The following is a 15,218-nucleotide window of genomic DNA, read 5'->3' as shown; positions in this document are numbered from 1 at the left end:
ACGATGCACGACGCAAAGTACAACTGACGTGGGTCCTCGTGCGCGGCCTTGAAGGTTGCAACAAGTCCTTCAATGGCAAGCGCCACAACAACGACAACCAGAAATCTCGACAAGAACCGCTGCACCCGTGTAGGGCCGCTCACGTGAACGCGAGCGCTGCCAGTGATGGACGCCGAGAAGCGCCGCAGCCCCTGTCCGCTATGGCCGCTGCAGCCGTGGCTGGTTGCCGGCATCGGCCAGCGAGATCATTGACACCACAATGTCTTCGGCCAGCGGGGTGGGTCGAGCGGATGGAGTCCTCGGAACAACAGGTGTACTCCAGCCCATAACGCCACAGCATCGGTGTGCGCGGCTTGTTCTCATGCCCTGGCGGCGCGTCACCTCGTAGAACGACTTCATGTAGATGTCTCCGGGCCTTGACCTCGGATGCCCGGAATGGCGTGATGGGTCGTCACTTCTTGCTCACGCTTCGTGCCAGCTGCGTTCGAACCTCCGCGAAACACGGATGACTGGCTGGCAAATCCTTGATTTGTTTCCTTTTTTCAGGCGATTTAGGGTCTCGGTCAGCCGCGTCCACAATGTTTGACAGGCAAGTACATTGGCACGCAACCGCGCGGTGCGCCAACAAATAGCCAGCCGGCTAGATAGCAAACTTAGTTTTCATAAGGTGTTTACCTAATAGACGTTCTCGAGCCGTTGGTTAATCTTGCGATAGCAGCTAGTAGCGAACCCCGGCGTGGCCCAAGAGCCAGCAAGGAGACAAAATTTATGGAGACAAGCACGGCGCCCGCTTCGGGCCGACCGGATGGCCGAAGCCTCTTCACGGTGGCCGACGCCGAGGTGCAATCGGCGCTGGCTCTGGCGGAAGACGGCGAGGCCGCGCCCGAGGAACGGGCCGAGATGCTGATGGAGATCGCCCGCGGTCTGCAGATCAAGCCGCGCTCGCCGCGCCAGTTGCACGATGCGGTGGCGCTGTACGAGCGGGCACTGGCGCTGGTTCCACCCACGTTCGCGTTGCTGGCCGCGCGCATTCGAGCCCGCCAGGGCACGGCCTACCAGACCCTGCCCGATGGTGGTACCGCCGCACTCGAATCGGCGCGCGACTGTTTCGAGGCCGCTCGCGCCGACCTGGCCACCCATGGCCTGGCCGAAGAAGTGGCCGAACTCGACCTGAACCTGGGCCTCGTGACGCAGACGCTTTGCGCTGCTCACCGGGCGACGATCCAGGAGGCGATCGCGCATTACCACCGCGCCCTGCGCGTGTTCACCAAACAAGCTTGGCCGCGCGAGTTCTCGATCCTGCACAACAACCTGGCGATCGCCTACCTCTCGATTCCGGCCACCGACGAACGTGCGCGCATGCGCGAGGCGCTCGCCGTGCAGTCGTTCGAGGAGGTGCTCGGCATCGTGACGCTGGTGGACCATCCCAGCGAGTACGCGATGACGCAGAACAACCTCGGCAACGCGCTGCAGTACGCGCCGAGCAGTCATCCCGTGGCCAACCTGCTGCGTGCAGTGGAGGCGTACGACGAGGCGCTGAAGGTGCGCAACCCGCGCGACATGCCGGTGGAGTACGCCAACACCGCGGCCAACAAGGCCAATGCCCTGCTCAACCTGCCGGACGACCCCGAGCACCCCGAGCTGGGCAACCCGGGCAACACCGCGAAGGCGCGTGCGCTGTATCGGGAGGCGCAACGACTCTTTCAGTCCGCGGGCCTGGACGACGCTGCGGCCACGGTGGCCGACGCACTCGCCGGCATCGATGCCTCGCACGCCGACTTCGGCGCCTCACGCGTCCCCGGTGATGCCGGGCCGACCGAACATTGACCAGAACTCCTGGTTCAGGAGCATCCACCAAACCATTGACCAACATGGAGCAAACGATGACTGTGACCCTCGTATTGATGTGCCTGGCCGCCGTGCTGGCGGGCGCGGCGGGCGGTGCCGCAACCGGCGTGAAGCTCGGCGGCCAGGCGATGGGCAACGAGATCGCCGCCTTCATGGGCGCCTTCTTCGGCCTCGCCGCAGTGGTGCCCGCCGCGGTGGTGGCCGTGCTGATCCACGCTTTGCGCTGAACGCGCCAAGGAGCAAACGATGTTCGATATGGTGCTCAATTCGATCAAGCTGTTCGTCGCCGGCAAGCTGTTCCGCGACAACTGGGCGTTCTTCCGCCAGCTCGGCGCCGGCTTTGCCGTGACGCTCGCGCTGATGCTCGCGCTCGGCTGGCTGAACCCCTGGCTCGGCATGGTGGCCGGTGGTGCCTTCGGCGGCGCGCTGATGCCGTGGCTGTTCCGCAACCTCAAGTACAACTGAAGAACCCGAGGCCCAGCCCCGTGAACGCAGCGACCCACGACGACAGCGAGCGGCTGGCCCACATGGCCACCGAGGTGGCGGCGCTGCAGGCCATCGGCCAGGCCTGGCCGCTGGAGCAGCGCGCCGTGCTCGACAACCTGCGCGGCGCCATTGAGGCCCTGCACCGCGAGGCGCTGGTGCGCCTGCTCAAGGGGCTGCGCGACGAGCCGGCGGCCGCGGCCCGGCTGCGCGAGCTGGCGTCGGACCCGTTCATTTATGGCGTCCTGCGGCTGCATGGTCTGGTGCGCGAGCCGCTGGAGGCGCGGGTCCGCGCCGCGCTGGAGTCGGTCGCACCGATGCTGGCCGAGCATGCCGGCGGTGTCGAGCTGGTGGCGATCAAGCTGCCCGACACCGTCGAGGTGCGCTTGACCGGCAGCTGCCAAAGCTGTCCGGCATCGGGCCAGACGCTGTCCGAAGGCGTGGAGCGTGCGATCAAGGAGCATGCGCCGGAGATCGTCCGCGTCGTCCAGGTGCGGCGCTCGGCCGAAACGCGGGCGCCCGGCGAAGCGGTGCCGATTCATTTCGTCAGCCCCTTCGCCAAGGCCGAGGATCGTGGCTTCGTCGATCTTTGCGCCGTGGACGAACTGCCGCAAGGCCAGGTGGCGGCGCGTACGCTGCGCGACGAGGCCTTGCTGCTCTACCGCGACGGCTCGCAGGTGTTTTGCGTGGCGAACGCCTGCGCGCATCTCGGCATGCCACTGGACGATGGCGCTGTCGCCGAAGGCGTGATCGAGTGCCCGCATCACGGCTTCCGCTACCGCCTGGATACCGGCGAATGCCTCGACGTGCCCGAGGTGCAACTGGTGGTGCACGCCGTTCGTGTGCGCGGTGGGCGCGTCGCGGTGAAGCTGGGAGCGTCGGCATGAACGGCATCGCGGCTGCCGCGCCCGTCAAGGTATCGCTCGCACGGCCGCGCGAGCGCGCAGTTGCCCCGGCGGCGCTTGCCGCGGCCGGCGCGCGTGTCATTCTCGGCCTGCACGACCCGCTGTCCGGCGTCGCCCTGACGCCCGCCGCAAACACCCTGTTCGGACCTCGCGGCGCGGCGGTGACCGCCGACGGCGCCTTGTGGGTTGCCGACACCGGCCACCACCGGCTGCTGGGCTGGCCGGCGGTGCCTACCGGCGATGGCGAACCCGCTTCGTGGGTGATCGGACAACCCGGCTTCGACCGCGAGGGCCGCAATGCGCATGCCGAGGTCAACGGCGCCAGCTTGAACGTGCCCACCGGCGTGTGCGCTTGCGGCGAGGGCCTTGCAGTCGCCGACGCGTGGAACCACCGCGTGCTGATCTGGCACCGTGCGCCGCGGCACAGTCAACAGCCGGCCGACGTGGTGCTGGGCCAGGCCGATGCGCACGCCGGGTTGGCCAACCGCGGGCTCGACACGCCTGCGGCCGACACCCTGCACTGGCCGTATGGCGTGTTCTGGGACGGTGCGCGCCTGTGGGTGGCCGACACCGGCAACCGCCGCGTGCTGCGCTTCGACGGCCTGCCGGCGCGTGACGGGCAGCGCGCCAACCTCGTGCTCGGCCAGCCGGACTTCGTGCACCGCGACGAAAACGCCGGTGGCGTCACGCAGGCCACGATGCGCTGGCCCCATGCGCTCGCCGTCTGGCAGGGGCATCTATGCGTGGCCGATGCCGGCAACAACCGCCTGCTGCTGTGGCGCGGCGACCCGGCCAGCAACATGGCGCGCAGCGACCTCATCATCGGTCAAGGCGAGATTGACGCGCTGGATCACAACCGTGGTGAGTACTTTCCCAGCGCCCGCAGCCTGAACATGCCTTACGGCCTGGCGGTGCATGAAGACCGGCTCTTCGTTGCCGACACCGCCAACTCACGCGTGCTGCGCCTGGACGCACCTGCCGAGCGCGAGGCGCGCGCGGTGGCCGGGCAGGCGAGTTTCGTCGACAAGGGTGACAACCGCTGGCTGCCGGCGGTGCGCGACTCGCTGTGCTGGCCGTATGCCATCGCGATTCAAGGCAACACCGCGATCATCGTCGACTCGGGCAACAACCGCATCCTGTTGTGGGACGTCGCGTGATGAGCGCCGCGCCCGCCACCGCAGTGCTGACCGATCGACCCCATGCGGCGCCGATGTGCGGCGCACGCTTGCAGGTGCGCGGCATCGTTCAGGGTGTCGGCTTCCGGCCGCAGGTGCTGCACCTGGCGCGCGCGCTCGGCGTGGTGGGCAGCGTTCACAACGAAGGCACGATGGCCATCGTCGAAGCCTTTGGCCCCGGGCCGGCGCTCGCCGAGTTCGAGCAGCGGCTGCGCACGCTCGACCACGGCGGCGCCCGCATCGATGCGCTGCTCGCGCAGCCGCTCGCCGTGCCGGCGGCGCTGCCTTCGACCTTCTCGATCGCCGACAGCGCGCTGGCGCAGCCGGGCCTCGGCGTGGCGCCCGACTGGGCCATCTGCCCGGCGTGTTGTGCCGAGACACTGGATCCTTTCGCGCGCCGCTACCGCTATGCGTTCACCGCGTGCACCGCCTGCGGCCCGCGCCTGAGCGTGTTCGAACGCGCCCCCTACGACCGCGCGCGTACGACGATGGCGCCCTTCCCGTTGTGTGCGGCCTGCGCGCGCGAATACGGCGACACCGACGACCGGCGCTTCCACGCCCAGGCGATGGCCTGCCACGCCTGCGGCCCGCGCGCCACGCTGCGCCGTATCGACGGCAAGCCCTTCAGCCTGGAGGCCATGACCGCGCTCGACGACGCGGATGGCGCCACATCGTTGCTGGGGCGCGGCGAGTTGGTGCTGATCAAGGGCCTGGGCGGCTACCAGATCGCCTGTGACGCGACACACGCCGACGCGGTGGCGCGGTTGCGCGCACTCAAGCGCCGCGAAGGCAAGCCCTTCGCGTTGCTGGTGCGTGACGTCGAGATGGCGCGCCAGTGGTGCCTGTGCGACGACGTGGCCGAGGCCGCGCTCGCCAGCCCGGCCGCGCCGATCGTTTTGCTGCCGCGGCGCGCCGATGCACCGCTGGCCGACGGCGTCGCACCCGGCCTGCCGACGCTGGGCGTGATGCTGCCAAGCACTGCTCTGCACCTGCTGCTGATGCGGCGCCGCAAGGCGCCGATCGTGCTGACCAGCGGCAACCTGAGCGAAGAGCCGCAAGCGATACGGCTGGACGAAGCTTCGGCCCGCCTGGGCCCCTCCATCGCGTGGGTGCTCGACCACGACCGTGCGATCCAGCGGCGGGTGGACGATTCGGTCGGCCGCGTCGTCGGCGGCGCCTTCCGGGTCATGCGTCGCGCGCGTGGCTACGCCCCGGCGCCGCTGCCGCTGCCCGAGGGTTTCGACCACCGCACCAAGGTGCTGGCGCTCGGCGGCGACCTGAAGAACACCTTCGCGCTGGTGCGCGATGGGCAGGCGGTGCTGTCCCAGCACATCGGCGACCTGCACGATGCCGCCTGCCTGGCCGACCAGCGGCGTGCGCTGGCCGACTACCTCGCGTTCTACGCCTTCGAGCCCGACCTCGTCGCCTGCGATCTGCATCCGGGTTATGCCTCGACGCAGCTCGCGCACGAGCGCTGGGCCGACCGACAGGTCGGCGTCGGTCACCACCATGCGCACATCGCCGCCTGCCTGGGCGAGCACGGGTGGCCGCTGCACGGCGGCAAGGTGCTCGGCATAGCGCTCGACGGCATCGGCATGGGCGAGGACGGCAGCTTCTGGGGCGGCGAGTTCCTGCTCGCCGACTACCGGCAGGCGCAACGCGTGGGCACCTTCAAGCCGGTGGCCCTGCCGGGCGGCGACCTGGCGGCACGCGAGCCCTGGCGCAACACCTATGCGCAGTTGATGGCCGAGATGGGTTGGCCGCGCTTCACGAGCAACTATGACGAGCTGGAGCTGCACCGCTTCCTCAGCGCCAAGCCGCGCGAGATGCTTGATGCGATGCTTGCCAAACCGGCCCTGGCGCCGCGTGCCAGCAGCGTCGGGCGCTTGTTCGATGCGGTAGCGGCTGCCATCGGCATCTGCCGCGACAACGTGGCCTACGAAGGCGAGGCAGCGATGGGCCTGGAATCTCTGGTCACCGCGCAAGACCTCGACGAGAGCGCCGACCTCGACTACCCGTTCGCGATTCCTCGCTTGGACAAGGGCAAGGGCCTGCCCTACGTCGAGCCTCTGGGCATGTGGCAGGCCCTGCTCGGCGACCTGATTCTGGCCACACCCGCGGCCCGCATCGCTGCGCGCTTTCACCGCGGGCTGGCGGCGGTCATCGTGCGCATGGCGCAGCAAGAGGCCGAACGTCACGAGCTGACGACCGTTGCCCTGGGCGGCGGCGTGTTCCAGAACAAGGTGCTCACCGAACTCGTTCTGCGCGGGCTCGAGGCGGCGGGGCTGAAGGCCCTGCTGCCGCGCCAGGTGCCGGTGAACGACGGCGGGCTTGCCTGGGGCCAGGCGCTGATCGCACTGGCCCGCGCCAGCCAGGACGAACAACGACAGGAGAAGATCCCATGTGTCTAGGAATCCCGGGCCGCATCGAGGCCATCACCCGCCCCGAAGCCAAGCTCGCCCTGGTGGACGTACTCGGCGTCAAGCGCGAGATCAACATCGCCTGCATCGTGCGCGAAGGCGAGCCGCTCGAGGAATGCATCGGCGCCTGGGTGCTCGTTCACGTGGGCTTCGCGATGAACCGCGTCGACGAGCACGAGGCGATGTTGACGCTGCAATTGCTCAAGGAACTCGGCGACGCGCAGGTCGAACTCGAGAGCTACAAGACACGGGCCGTGGTGTGAACGCATCGAAGGACAAGGCGGCACTCGGCGCCCTGTACCCGCATCTCGCGCCTCGCGCGGCGACCACGGGCGAAGCTGCGCAGGATGCACGCGACGCACTGCGCCTCGAAGCGGCGCTGCGCGAAGCGATGGTGGCCAAGTGGCGCGACAGTGTGGCCGTGAAGACCCGCTTCTTCGAGGCCCACGGCAACGATGTGCTGCGTGCGGCCCAGTTGCTGGCCGAGGGCTTTCGTCACGGCGGGCGCCTGTACACCATGGGCAACGGCGGCTCGAGCTGCGACGCTGCGCATGTCGCCGTCGAGTTCCAGCATCCGGTGACCGCCGGGCGCCCTGCGCTCCCGGCGCACAACTTGGCTCAGGACATGGCCATGCTGACCGCCGTCGGCAACGACGTCGGCTTCGACGAGGTGTTCGCGCGCCAGATGCCGGGGCTGGTGAAGGCCGGCGACATGGTGCTGGGCGTGTCCACCAGCGGTAACTCGCGCAATGTGTTGCGCGGTCTCGAGGCCGCGCACGATCTGCAAGCCAGCACGCTGGCGCTGGCCGGTGGCGATGGCGGTGCGATGGCGCGCTCGGCGAGCGTCGATCTCACCCTGCTCGTGGACAGCGACAGCATCCACCGCATCCAGGAGACGCATGTGGCGATCTACCACGTGCTGTGGGACCTCGTGCACAGCCTGCTGGCCGACGACCGGCCGGCGCGCGCGTCGGCCCCGAAAGGAAGAACTCCATGAAGTACGTCGATGAATTCCGCGATCCGCTGGCCGCGCGCGCGTTGCTGCGCGAAATCGCCGGCGCCACCGAGCGCCTGGGCGCCAGCCTCGAACGCCCGCTGCAGATCATGGAGGTATGCGGCGGCCACACGCACTCGATCTTTCGCTATGCGCTGAAGGACCTGATCCCGCCCGCGCTCGAGTTCGTGCATGGCCCGGGCTGCCCGGTGTGCGTGCTGCCGATGGGCCGGGTCGACGACTGCGTGGCCATCGCGAATGAGCCCGGTGTCATCTTCACCACCTTCGGCGACGCGATGCGCGTGCCCGGCTCCAAGGGCTCGCTGCTGCAGGCGCGCGCCGACGGCGCCGACGTCCGCATGGTCTATTCGCCGCTGGACGCGCTCGAGATCGCGGCCGCGAACCCGGGCCGCGACGTGGTGTTCTTCGCACTCGGCTTCGAGACGACCATGCCCTCCACCGCGATGACGGTGCTCGAAGCGAAGCGGCGCGGCATCGGCAACTTCTCGCTGTTCTGCAACCACATCACGATCGTGCCGACGATCAAGGCCATACTCGACTCGCCGGGCATGACGATCGACGGCTTCCTCGGGCCTGGCCATGTTGCGATGGTCTCGGGCACCGCGCCTTTCGAGTTCATCGCCGCCGAGTACGGCCGGCCGCTCGTGATCTCGGGCTTCGAGCCGACCGACATCCTGCAAAGCCTGCTGATGGTGCTGCGCCAGCTCGAGCAGGGCCGCGCCGCGGTCGAGAACCAGTACGCGCGCCTCGTCGACCCGGGCGGCAACGCAGCAGGGCTGGAGGCGATCACCGAGGTCTTCGAGCTGCGCGAGTTCTTCGAGTGGCGCGGCCTGGGCTCGATCGACCACTCGGGTGTGCGGGTGCGCGAGGCCTACGCGGCCTTTGATGCCGAGCGCCGCTTTTCTGTGCCTGGCGCGCGCATTGCCGACCCCAAGAGCTGCCAGTGCGGCGAGGTGCTGAAAGGCGCGATCAAGCCGCCGCAGTGCAAGGTGTTCGGCACCGCCTGCACGCCGCAGACGCCGCTCGGCGCGTTGATGGTCAGCAGCGAAGGGGCGTGCGCGGCGTATTACCAGTTCGCGCGGCGCGAGCCGGTGATCCCGATCGCGGTGGCCGCATGACGCCAACCCCCACGCCCAAGGACGCCTGGAGCGGCAAGCGCGTGTCGATGGCGCACGGCGCCGGCGGGCGGGCGATGCGCGAGCTGGTCGCCGGTCTCATCGCACCCGCCTTCGACAACCGCTGGCTGGCGCCGCTGGAGGATCAGGCACGCTTTCCTTACGAAGAGATTCCCGCCGGCTCGTCGCTCGCGTTCACGACCGACAGTTACGTAGTTTCCCCGATCGAATTCCCCGGAGGCGACATCGGCACGCTCGCCGTCTGCGGCACGGTCAACGACCTGGCCGTCGGCGGCGCCATCCCGCGCTGGCTCAGCTGCGGCCTGATCCTGGAAGAAGGCCTGCCCTTCGACACCCTGCGCAAGGTGTTGCACAGCATGGCGCGCAGTGCGCGCGAGGCCGGCGTGGCTATCGTCACCGGCGACACCAAGGTCGTTGAACGCGGCGCCGCCGACGGGCTGTTCATCAACACCGCAGGCATCGGCACCATTGCCGCGGGGCGCCAGACTGGCGCACGCGAGGTGCGGCCGGGCGACCGGCTGATCGTCAACGGCACCCTTGGTGACCACGGCGTGGCCGTGCTGGCTGCACGCAACGACATGGCGCTGCAGATTCCCGTGCAAAGCGACTGTGCACCGCTGAACGGGCTGATCGAAACCATGTTCGCCGCCGCGCCGCGCCTTCACTGGCTGCGCGATTGCACGCGCGGCGGCCTGGCGACGGTGGCCAACGAGTTCGCTGCAGAAAGCCGCATGCCATTGCGCCTGGAGGAGTCCGCTTTGCCGGTCGCGGACGTGGTGCGCGGCGCCTGCGAGATGCTGGGGCTCGACCCGCTCTATCTGGCCAACGAGGGCAAGCTGGCGGCGCTGGTGGCGCCGCAGGACTGCGACGCGGTCCTTGCGGCGATGCGCTCGCATCCTCTGGGCCGCCGCGCCGCCGTGGTGGGCGAAGTGCTGGCGCACGGGCATCCCGGCCTGGTGACGTTGCGCTCGGCCTTCGGCGGCGAGCGCGTGGTGGATCTGTTGCACGGCGACCAGTTGCCGCGCATCTGCTGAGCTGCCAGGACCCTAGCCATGCACGAACTCGGCATCACACGAAACCTGGTGGCCATCGTTGCCGAGGCAGCGCAGGGGCGGCCGGTGCGCAAGGTGTGGCTCGAAATCGGCACGCAGACGGCCCTGCTGCCGGACTCGGTGCGTTTTTGCTTCGATGTCGTTCGGCAGGGAACGCTACTGGAGGCGGCCGAACTCGAGATCGTCGAGGTCGCGCCGGGCTGGCTCTGCGAAGACTGCGGCACGCCTGCGGGTGGTGAGGCCGAGGCCATGCCCGCGGCTTGCGCCCACTGCGGCGCGACCCGCTGGCGCCGCCGCACCGGACAGGAACTCAACGTCAAAGCAATGGAGGTGGAAACATGTGTGTAGTCTGTGGTTGCAACAGCAAGGCTGATGTTCGTGTCGAAGGGGACACCGACGAGCACGAGCATGTGCTTGCGGACGGGTCGCGCACGCGCCATCGACACGCGCCGGACGAGGGGCATGGCCAGGCTGGCGGTGCGCATGCTCACCCGGTCTTGAACGCCCACGATCACGATCACGATCACGATCACGATCACGATCACGATCACGATCATGGTCACAGTCACTCGCATGCGGCTCACCGCCAGGACGCTCCGGCCGAGCTGGTGGCACTGGAGACGGCGTTGCTGGACAAGAACCAGCGCATCGCCGAACGCAATCGCGGCTGGTTGTCCGGCCGCGGCGTGCTGGCGTTGAACCTGATGTCCAGCCCCGGTTCGGGCAAAACCACGCTGCTCGTGCGCACGCTGCGTGACCTGAGCGGCGAGTTTCCGATGTGCGTGGTCGAGGGCGACCAGGAGACCAGCGCCGACGCCGACCGCATTCGCGAGACCGGCGCGGCAGCGATCCAGATCAACACCGGCGCGGGCTGCCACCTGGAAGCCGACATGATCGAGCGCGCGGTGCAGCGCTTGGCGCCGGCTTCGGGCAGCGTGGTCTTCATCGAGAACGTCGGCAACCTGGTCTGCCCTTCTCTGTTCGACCTCGGCGAGCGGGCTCGCGTGGTGGTGTTGTCGGTGACCGAGGGCGACGACAAGCCGCTGAAGTACCCGCACATGTTCCGCAGCGCCGACCTGATGATCACGACGAAGATGGATCTGGCGCCGCACGTGGCCTTCGATGTCGGCCGCGCGGAGCGCCATGCGCGCAGCGTCAATCCGACCATCCGTTGCCTGCGCCTGTCGGCCACGCAGGGCGAAGGGCTCGACGAGTGGTACGGCTGGCTGCGCGCGATGCGCCGCATCGACCCGTTGGTGCGGCCGAGTTCTGCCTGAGTCCGCCATGGACGTCCTCATGATCTTCGGGCTGGGGCTGCTGCTGGGAATGCAGCACGCCACCGATGCCGACCATCTGGCCGCCGTTGCGACGCTGGCCACCCGCGAGCACTCATTGGCGCGCGCGCTGCGTCTGGGCGCCGCCTGGGGGTTGGGCCATTCGCTGGTGCTGCTCGTCGTCGCCGGTGCGGTGACTGGTTTGGGCTGGGTAATGCCGCCCCAATGGGCACTGCGCTTCGAGCAGGCGGTCGGTGTATTGCTGATCATGCTCGGTGCGCGGCTGGCATGGCGCTTGTGGAAGGATCGAGTGCACTTTCACGGCCATGGCCACCCTGGCCGGGCGCCGCACTTCCACGGGCACTCTCACGACCCGCGCGCCGCGTCCGAGCCTAGGCCGGCACACGCCACCGACCCGCACCGCCATGCACATCGCTTGCCCGCGGCGAGCATGCTGGTTGGCATGCTGCACGGCTTGGCAGGTTCGGCGGCGCTGGCGTTGCTGGCCTTGGGCGCTCTGCCAACTCCAGCGATGCAGCTGGGGTACATCGCGACCTTCGGCATCGGATCGATCGTCGGCATGGCGTTCCTCACCGGCGCGCTGAGCGTCACCTTGCGGCTCACCGCCAAGCGACTGACGGCCTTGCATCGCAGCTTCACCATCGTCATCGCCTGCAGCTCGATGGCGATTGGCGGGCACCTGGCGTGGTCGTCGACATGAACACGGCCCAGGTCCACCCCAGTGTGCCCAAGCTGAGCACGGCCAAGGCGGCATCGCAAGTCCAGGCGTGGCGGGTCACGCTGGTCGGTCCGCGCCTGATCGAAGACAAGGCTTTGCTCCGGCAGTTCGGCGCCGAGTACCGGGTGCGCGTCTTCAGCCGGCTGCGCGAAGCCGCTGCATCTTTGGACGATGAGCACGACCGCGCCGACGTGGTGGTGGCTGAACAGTCGCTCGTCGATGGCGCCGGCGTTGACCTGCTGCGAGATCTGCGTACCCGCGCGCCAGAGACGATACGCGTGTTGCTGCTGGACAATGCCGAAGCCGAGGTCGTGCAGCAGGCGGTGAACGATGCCGCTGTCTACCAGGTGGTGATCACGCCTTGGCAGAGCGAGTCGCTGCGCCTGTTGCTGCGGCGGGCGCTCGAGTCGCGCGAGCTGGCGCGCATCCATCGCTACCTGTCACGCGAGTTGAAGTTCGCCGACGCCGTGGTGACGCGCCAGAGCGAAGGCATGCGCGCCGTCCTGCAGGAGGTGTACTCCTTCGACCGCATGGTCTTCGTCAGCCACGCCATGGCGGAGGTTTGCAACCTTGCGCGCAAGGCGGCGCCGACCGACCTGCCTGTGCTGATCGAAGGCGAGACGGGTACCGGCAAGGAATTGATGGCGCGCGCGATCCACCTGTTCAGCCAGCGCCACGCCTTGCTGTTCATGGCCGTCAACTGCGCGGCTATCAACGACGATCTGCTGCAAAGCGAGCTCTTCGGTCACCGTCGCGGCGCGTTCACTGGCGCAACCACGGACCGCCTGGGCCTTTTGCAGGCTGCCGAAGGCGGCACAGTGTTTCTCGACGAGATCTCCGAGATCTCACCCAGCATGCAGGTGTCGCTGCTGCGCTTCCTGCAGGAAGGGGAAGTGCGGCCCATCGGTTCCGACCAGACGCGCCGCTGCGACGTGCGCATCGTCGCAGCGTGCAATCGGCCGCTGCGCCAGTTGGTCGATGAGGGCAAGTTCCGCCAGGACTTGTACTACCGCCTACGCGGCTTCGAGTTGCGCATACCGCCGCTGCGTGAAAGGCCCGACGACATCCCGCCGCTGGTCGCGCACATGATCGAGAAGTACGGGCGATTGACGTCCAGGCGAGTGGCCGGCCTGACGCCCGATGCGATGGCACGGCTGTGCGCCTTTCCGTTCCCCGGCAACGTGCGCGAACTGGAAACCGAGATCCGACGGCTTGTGGCTTTGGCCTCGGACGGCGAAATCATCACCGAACGACACCTGCCGCCGGAGATTGCCAAGATCGTTCCACTGCCGGTGGCCCGGTTGAGCAACGTGAACCTCCTGCTTCCCGGCCGGACGCTGAAGGAGAAAGTCGAAGCATTGGAAGAACGGTTGGTGCGCGACACGCTGGATCGTTCGAAGTGGAACCACACCCGTGCTGCGCAAGAGTTGGGGCTGTCCCGCGTCGGCCTGGCCAACAAGATCAAGCGCTACGGTATCCGCCGCGCCGGTGACGAGTGACCGGCGCGCAGTGAGTGCCTCGCCGGACTCGCCTGTCAGAGCCTGCCACCCCCGCGTCCCCGCCGATGAACGTCGCTGCCTTGATCTTCGACGTCGATGGCACGATGGCGGACACCGAAGAGGTGCATCGCGTGGCCTTCAACCTGGCATTCGAGCGCCTGGGCGTGGGCTGGTCCTGGAGCCGCGCCGACTATCTCCGGCTGTTGGCCGTGACGGGGGGCAAGGAACGCCTCGTGTTTCATATCCGCTCGCTGCCCCTCACGGCGCGCGAGAGGAATCGGCTGCTGGGCCTGGTACCGCGGATCCACACCGAGAAGACGAAGTTCTACATTTCCGCCGTGCGTGACGGGGCTGCGCCGCTGCGTGACGGCATCGCCCGACTCCTCTGCGAGGCACGAAGCGCTGGATGTCGTCTCGCCATCGCCAGCGCATCCACGACCTCGAGCGTGCACGCCCTTCTGCGCAAGGCGCTGGGTTCGCGCGGCCCTGAACTCTTCAGCGTGATTGTCTGCGGCGAGCATGTGCGCGCCAAGAAGCCCGAGCCCGACGTCTACGAGATCGCACTGGCTCGTCTTAACCTGCGCCACGACCAGGCCATCGCGTTCGAGGACTCGACCAACGGTCTGCTGGCGGCCGAGGCCGCGGGCCTTTGGACCGTGGTGACGCCGACGCTCTGGACGGCGGCCGGGCATTTCGACCTGGCGGGGCTGCAACTGCCGCGTCTGGGCGACCCTTGATATCCCTTGCCTTCAGAACCGGGCCGCGACATGCGCGATCACCCATGGCTAAGCTACGCCGAACTCTCCAGAAGAGCGTGCGTAGGACTCAGTTGGCGATGAGACCTCGCCAAGGGCTCGCTCGCAGTTCGAGCCGCTGACATAGAGCGGGCGTCGTTTCGATTCACCGCGTGCGCCCGAACCGGTACGCGCCACGCCCTGTATCGAACTCCAAGCTGAAGGTCATCGGCTCCTGCGCGTCATCGACCCCCTGCGAGCGCAGGAACTCCTGCGCTTCGATCACCCTGTCTCCGCGTGCGTTGCGTTGCTTCAGCTGCAACCCACCCGCTCCTGCCTTGAGCGGAATGAGCCACCAGCCGTCGTCGCGGGCGAGCAGCGCCACGGCGGGGAACCCGTCCAGCACGCGTTCGTAGGTCTGCGCCGGCACATGCAAGCGACCGGCGCGCACTTCCACCAGCGTCTCGAGGCTGTCCTCATCCATCGCCACGTACCAAGGGTTCGAGCATGCACACCACGCGCGCGGCGGCAGCACGGACTGGGTCGGTCAGTTCGAGGCCGAAACCGATATCGCCCGCTTCGATCAGGATGACCTCCGCGTGATCGGCAAAGGACTCGCCGAACATCCTGCTGCCGGCATACAGCGCATGATCCCAACGCAGACCATGCAGACTGAACCCGTGCTCTACGGGCGTCATTGCCTCCTTCGCGGGAAGGCGGAAGATCGCACCCGCCGAACTCCCGCTGCGGCACGCGTCGACGATGACCACGCGTTCGGCGCCGCGCACGCGAAACATCACATCCATGCCGCTGGTGCCGGCATCAATCAGATCGACGCCCTCTGCGGTGCATCGGCGCAGCTGACGCACGACTTCGATACCGACCCCATCGTCTCGACGCGCAGGGTTGCCGCATCCGATGACCGCCAAGCGAACGCG

General features: G+C 68.1%; 17 protein-coding genes. 15 read left to right on the top strand and 2 right to left on the bottom strand.

Annotated features, from left to right (window positions below; all coding sequences use genetic code 11):
• The first annotated feature begins 768 nt into the window (after nucleotides 1-768).
• The 15 genes from ACTIF6_RS20550 (at nucleotide 769) to ACTIF6_RS20480 (ending at nucleotide 14,283) form a co-directional block, all read left to right on the top strand.
• A complete protein-coding gene (locus ACTIF6_RS20550) occupies nucleotides 769-1,827 on the top strand; it encodes a hypothetical protein (protein ID WP_291210621.1) in 1,059 nt (352 codons plus the stop codon).
• Nucleotides 1,828-1,883: 56 nt separating this feature from the next.
• Complete coding sequence (locus tag ACTIF6_RS20545) at nucleotides 1,884-2,075, top strand: hypothetical protein (protein WP_182120476.1); 192 nt, start codon at nucleotides 1,884-1,886, stop codon at nucleotides 2,073-2,075.
• Nucleotides 2,076-2,094: 19 nt separating this feature from the next.
• On the top strand, nucleotides 2,095-2,313 hold the full coding sequence (locus tag ACTIF6_RS20540) for a hypothetical protein (protein WP_182120475.1): 219 nt from the start codon (nucleotides 2,095-2,097) through the stop codon (nucleotides 2,311-2,313).
• A 20-nt stretch (nucleotides 2,314-2,333) separates the two neighbouring features.
• Nucleotides 2,334-3,218 (top strand): NifU family protein, encoded by an 885-nt coding sequence (locus ACTIF6_RS20535; protein ID WP_182120474.1) that lies wholly within the window; start codon nucleotides 2,334-2,336, stop codon nucleotides 3,216-3,218.
• A complete protein-coding gene (locus tag ACTIF6_RS20530; RefSeq protein WP_182120473.1) occupies nucleotides 3,215-4,393 on the top strand; it encodes an NHL repeat-containing protein in 1,179 nt (392 codons plus the stop codon). The genes ACTIF6_RS20535 and ACTIF6_RS20530 overlap by 4 nt, the downstream gene beginning before the upstream one ends.
• The gene (gene hypF, locus ACTIF6_RS20525) at nucleotides 4,393-6,822 is read left to right on the top strand and encodes a carbamoyltransferase HypF (RefSeq protein WP_220459088.1); all 2,430 of its coding nucleotides are present in this window, start codon (nucleotides 4,393-4,395) and stop codon (nucleotides 6,820-6,822) included. Before ACTIF6_RS20530 ends, hypF begins: the two co-directional genes overlap by 1 nt.
• Entirely contained in the window at nucleotides 6,813-7,094 is a 282-nt protein-coding gene (locus tag ACTIF6_RS20520; RefSeq protein WP_182120472.1) for a HypC/HybG/HupF family hydrogenase formation chaperone, read from the top strand. Before hypF ends, ACTIF6_RS20520 begins: the two co-directional genes overlap by 10 nt.
• Complete coding sequence (locus ACTIF6_RS20515; protein WP_246331027.1) at nucleotides 7,091-7,828, top strand: D-sedoheptulose-7-phosphate isomerase; 738 nt, start codon at nucleotides 7,091-7,093, stop codon at nucleotides 7,826-7,828. Before ACTIF6_RS20520 ends, ACTIF6_RS20515 begins: the two co-directional genes overlap by 4 nt.
• A complete protein-coding gene (gene hypD, locus ACTIF6_RS20510) occupies nucleotides 7,825-8,964 on the top strand; it encodes a hydrogenase formation protein HypD (protein ID WP_182120471.1) in 1,140 nt (379 codons plus the stop codon). The genes ACTIF6_RS20515 and hypD overlap by 4 nt, the downstream gene beginning before the upstream one ends.
• Nucleotides 8,961-10,016 (top strand): hydrogenase expression/formation protein HypE, encoded by a 1,056-nt coding sequence (gene hypE / locus ACTIF6_RS20505; RefSeq protein WP_182120470.1) that lies wholly within the window; start codon nucleotides 8,961-8,963, stop codon nucleotides 10,014-10,016. Before hypD ends, hypE begins: the two co-directional genes overlap by 4 nt.
• 18 nt (nucleotides 10,017-10,034) lie before the next feature.
• Nucleotides 10,035-10,382 carry a hydrogenase maturation nickel metallochaperone HypA/HybF gene (locus ACTIF6_RS20500; RefSeq protein WP_182120469.1) on the top strand — a complete coding sequence of 116 codons (348 nt, stop codon included), beginning with the start codon at nucleotides 10,035-10,037 and terminating at the stop codon, nucleotides 10,380-10,382.
• Nucleotides 10,373-11,311: a hydrogenase nickel incorporation protein HypB gene (hypB, locus tag ACTIF6_RS20495; RefSeq protein WP_439589770.1), complete on the top strand. Its 939-nt coding sequence runs from the start codon at nucleotides 10,373-10,375 to the stop codon at nucleotides 11,309-11,311. The genes ACTIF6_RS20500 and hypB overlap by 10 nt, the downstream gene beginning before the upstream one ends.
• Before the next feature lie 7 nt (nucleotides 11,312-11,318).
• A complete protein-coding gene (locus tag ACTIF6_RS20490) occupies nucleotides 11,319-12,029 on the top strand; it encodes an urease accessory protein (RefSeq protein WP_182120467.1) in 711 nt (236 codons plus the stop codon).
• Nucleotides 12,026-13,546, top strand: a complete 1,521-nt coding sequence (locus tag ACTIF6_RS20485) for a sigma-54 dependent transcriptional regulator (protein WP_182120466.1) — start codon at nucleotides 12,026-12,028, stop codon at nucleotides 13,544-13,546. Before ACTIF6_RS20490 ends, ACTIF6_RS20485 begins: the two co-directional genes overlap by 4 nt.
• Before the next feature lie 65 nt (nucleotides 13,547-13,611).
• A complete protein-coding gene (locus ACTIF6_RS20480; RefSeq protein WP_220459087.1) occupies nucleotides 13,612-14,283 on the top strand; it encodes an HAD-IA family hydrolase in 672 nt (223 codons plus the stop codon).
• Between the two features lie 163 nt (nucleotides 14,284-14,446).
• Here ACTIF6_RS20480 and ACTIF6_RS20475 read toward each other — a convergent pair whose 3' ends face one another.
• The gene (locus ACTIF6_RS20475; RefSeq protein WP_182120465.1) at nucleotides 14,447-14,764 is read right to left on the bottom strand and encodes a hypothetical protein; all 318 of its coding nucleotides are present in this window, start codon (nucleotides 14,762-14,764) and stop codon (nucleotides 14,447-14,449) included.
• Complete coding sequence (locus tag ACTIF6_RS20470; protein ID WP_182120464.1) at nucleotides 14,757-15,209, bottom strand: hydrogenase maturation protease; 453 nt, start codon at nucleotides 15,207-15,209, stop codon at nucleotides 14,757-14,759. Before ACTIF6_RS20470 ends, ACTIF6_RS20475 begins: the two co-directional genes overlap by 8 nt.
• Nucleotides 15,210-15,218: the final 9 nt, after the last annotated feature.

The organism is Hydrogenophaga sp. (assembly GCF_051860785.1).
Classification (GTDB): Bacteria; Pseudomonadota; Gammaproteobacteria; order Burkholderiales; family Burkholderiaceae_C; genus Hydrogenophaga.
This window is presented reverse-complemented; position numbering and strand designations above follow the sequence as displayed.